Below are 3,310 nucleotides of genomic sequence, written 5' to 3' on the forward strand. Positions count from 1 at the left end.
AAAATATAAGAATGAAAAAAGGGCGACAAGATAGAATCGCGGAGACGCTTACTTGAGTAAAATAACTCAATGCATTGAGTAAATCAGAACAAAATGTATAAAAGAACTCAATATCAAGCGATTATAAAATAGTGATTGGAGAGGGAAGTATGAAAGTAGAAGATTTTCTAAGTATCAATCCTGCTAAGTTATTTGAATGAAAGAACGGGTGAACCTCTCTTCCCTTCACCCGTTCTCCCCCATCCATAAGGAGTAGCAGAGAAAAGGTGAAGGGCAGCTTTTTTTACTGTATCTCTATGGATTAACTTTAGTCATCAAGCAAAGAAGCTTTCTTATAATATATCAAAGCTCTATGGATCAGGTGTAAGGAATCTATTTGTACATCCCTTTCGGAAACTGAATTCGGTACAAGAGCCATTTTCTGATATAAAGGTTTCATATATTTATCTCTTATCTCACGCTGTACAGCCTTCATCTTTTTCTCTTGCCCCTTAGGAAATATCTTTTCCTGTGCTTTCAGTCGTTTGGCTATTCGGAGAGTTTGTTCATCTGCCGCTAAAATCCGATCAGTATCTAACCTTGCCATAAAAGTTAGAGCAGTACGGCAATTACCATTGAATGTTTGGTATACGCAGAGCCAATCATGCTCTAAACTCATCAATCTCTCCTTTTCCACACTATCTGTAGTGGTCACAATAATAGCTTTCAATCTTAACCACTCCGCTTTCGCCAATTTCCTATCTGCCGCCGTTTTTTCATACAAAGTTCTCCATCGGGCAAGTTCACGGGAATGATTTTTTTTAGAGAGCTTAGCAACAAGCCCGCCCCCATTATGCAAAACATGATTTTGCACATACTGTCTATCCAGAGATTTAAACTCTCTTTTCCAACGCTCAATTTTCACTTTTTGTTCTTCTAAAGAGGGTTGAGCAAATGTTAGCATGCAATATCCGAACATGCCAACAAACATACCTAAAAGCATTTTAATTTTTGTCTTCATATCTTCTACTAGATTTTATTCTGCCAAAAGCAACAACACTCGGTTTTCTTTATATAAATCCCTATAAGAAGATATAAAAAGAAAATCGAGGGTTGAATGATTTTAATTAAAACTCAAGAGTGATTTCTCTTGTGAGCTACCACTTTATTTTTCGTATTCCCGCCATTCCAGATCAACTGTATAATCACCCAAAAACATACCACGCCATACAGCTCTATTATTTTCCCCATCCCAAGGATATGCTACACCATCCAATTTGGACGTTTTGAAGGCGTTAGCCCCTGTTTCGCGAGTGGTTTCCAAAGGAAAACTGATATCCAGCCATTGCAAAACTGTCGGTACCGGCAACACACTTTCCATCATTCTGCCTTCAGATTCTATCGTTTGGTATAACGTATTTGTCAGAGTCTGATATTTTAGATCTTCTTTCTCAACATAAGTATAATAAGACTTATTGTTAGAAGCCGTAAATTTCTTACGTAATCGGAGTCCCTCTGTATCTAAGAACTGTTCTTCTTCCCGATCACCAACTTTTACTCTCTTCTTGACCTGTTTGATTTGATTCACTACTATCGAGTCATCTTTCAAGTATTGCCCGTCTTCTCCTTTATAAAATTGCCAATAACCTATTAGGTTTCCATACATAGGATCACTCGGAGATAATTTCAACTTATTACTGTATTGCTTCACTTCAGCCGGTGATAATTCTTTGTTCCAAATTCGGAGTTCGAGAATATAGCGGCATAAATTACTCATACCACCATAAAGAGTCAGGTTAGTATTGTCTACGTAATCGGCAATACTCCAGTCTAAATCAGCATCCGTACTCTTGGTTGTTTTCTTCAGGCCATCATAATAACTATAAACAGCAACCTTTCCTTTCCGTTTAGGTGTCATTTTGTTATATCCTTCGGTTACATTCCCCCATTGATCTATAACCTCATCTACCCAGTCCTTCTGTATATGTGCTTCCGTATCATACAATTTCACAGTTGAAGTATAGGTATGAATCATCGGATTAAGAAAAGCAGCGGTTCTTTGTCCGTCCGTCCCATCATTTTTACCATAGAAACTTCCCAAAGCAGATGCATAAGTATGGGTAAGTGACATGTTCCACCTACGCTTTCCAAAAAGATTTTTTCCATTTTGATCTCCAGGCACATAACTCCGGCCGATTGAAGGCCGGGCTGCCATAATGATCTCCACCGTCATTCCGCTGTCCAATGAATCCAGTGAATAAATCTGCCGCATTGTTTCAATACCTTTCTTATCCGGTGTCGGTTCGATGGAATCTATTACAACCCCCTGAAAAGACTGATCGAAACATAGGACATCTTCTACTAATCCGGGATTCATCTCTTTCCCTTTGGAGAAATGTTCATAATAAAAGATCCCGAACATGTTCCTCTCCTCAAGAGACATTCCTCCATATCGTCCGTCAGCAGTGCCACCATGATTGGAAGTAATCATTATCAGCCAGTCTTCATAATAATATTCAGGTCGTGCCCGGATAGCTTCGAGAAGCTGACCAATATAGCCATCCATCTTATGCATAGCATTTATATATTGAGTATTGGAATCCTTCCAGCCTCCTCCACTCTTCGCTGCATCCAACACATCGCGAAAGGATAGATAGATAACGCGATTATTTTCATTATCAATCTGCTGCAAAACCGTATTCAGAGTTTCTTCGTCGGATGTCGTGGTTACAGTAGTACCGGCTTTCTCCAACAGTTCCTGATTCTGTGTCTTCCAGGGAGTCACAGCCAACGTCTTCATCGATTTGTCATAATCTACAATATATTGGAAAAAACCGGGATATGCTTTCATACTTTCATCATAATCTGGATCGAAGTAAACCTCCGACAAATATGTTTCATCCGCTATGCCGTGACGCATTGGTATATTCCCTGTTAGCATCGAGGCACAGGCTATTGCGTTTTCAGCAGTAGGAGTATAGGTATCGTCTATATGCTCCGATTCCAAGCCATTCCATGCATAGCGGCTGCGGGGTAATAATCCTTTTACCACTCCATCGTCCGGAAAAGCATTCTTAACCAAGTCGCCTCCCCCTGCTCCTTCCAGATTTATCCAAAGAACATTTTTCTTGACTGACAAATTGCCCGACACTCCCCCGGTCTCTTCTACAAAATCGGGCGTATCGTATTTTGTACACGATATCGATATATTCCCCAGCAACATTACTGCCAGAAAACTCCATTTCATAATTTTTTGTGTTCTCATATTTTTCATTCATTAAAATAAACACATAGCGAAAAAGTAAATTTGGGCAAAGCGTAGCGAATTAGC

At 39.5% G+C, this 3,310-nt stretch carries 2 protein-coding genes; both read right to left on the minus strand.

Annotated elements, in window-relative coordinates:
• Positions 1-307: 307 nt before the first annotated feature.
• Positions 308-1,000, minus strand: a complete 693-nt coding sequence (locus tag DWZ47_RS30025; protein WP_229065829.1) for a hypothetical protein — start codon at positions 998-1,000, stop codon at positions 308-310.
• A 144-nt stretch (positions 1,001-1,144) separates the two neighbouring features.
• Complete coding sequence (locus tag DWZ47_RS30030; protein WP_004306056.1) at positions 1,145-3,244, minus strand: alkaline phosphatase family protein; 2,100 nt, start codon at positions 3,242-3,244, stop codon at positions 1,145-1,147.
• Positions 3,245-3,310 lie beyond the last annotated feature (66 nt).

Source organism: Bacteroides sp. AF32-8BH (genome assembly GCF_003435205.1).
Classification (GTDB): domain Bacteria; phylum Bacteroidota; class Bacteroidia; order Bacteroidales; family Bacteroidaceae; genus Bacteroides; species Bacteroides ovatus.

What these genes read in the sequence shown, in the direction of transcription:
- DWZ47_RS30025 (WP_229065829.1), bottom strand. Translation starts at nt 1,000, where the DNA reads ATGAAGACAAAAATTAAAATGCTTTTAGGTATGTTTGTTGGCATGTTC.
- DWZ47_RS30030 (WP_004306056.1), bottom strand. Translation starts at nt 3,244, where the DNA reads ATGAGAACACAAAAAATTATGAAATGGAGTTTTCTGGCAGTAATGTTG.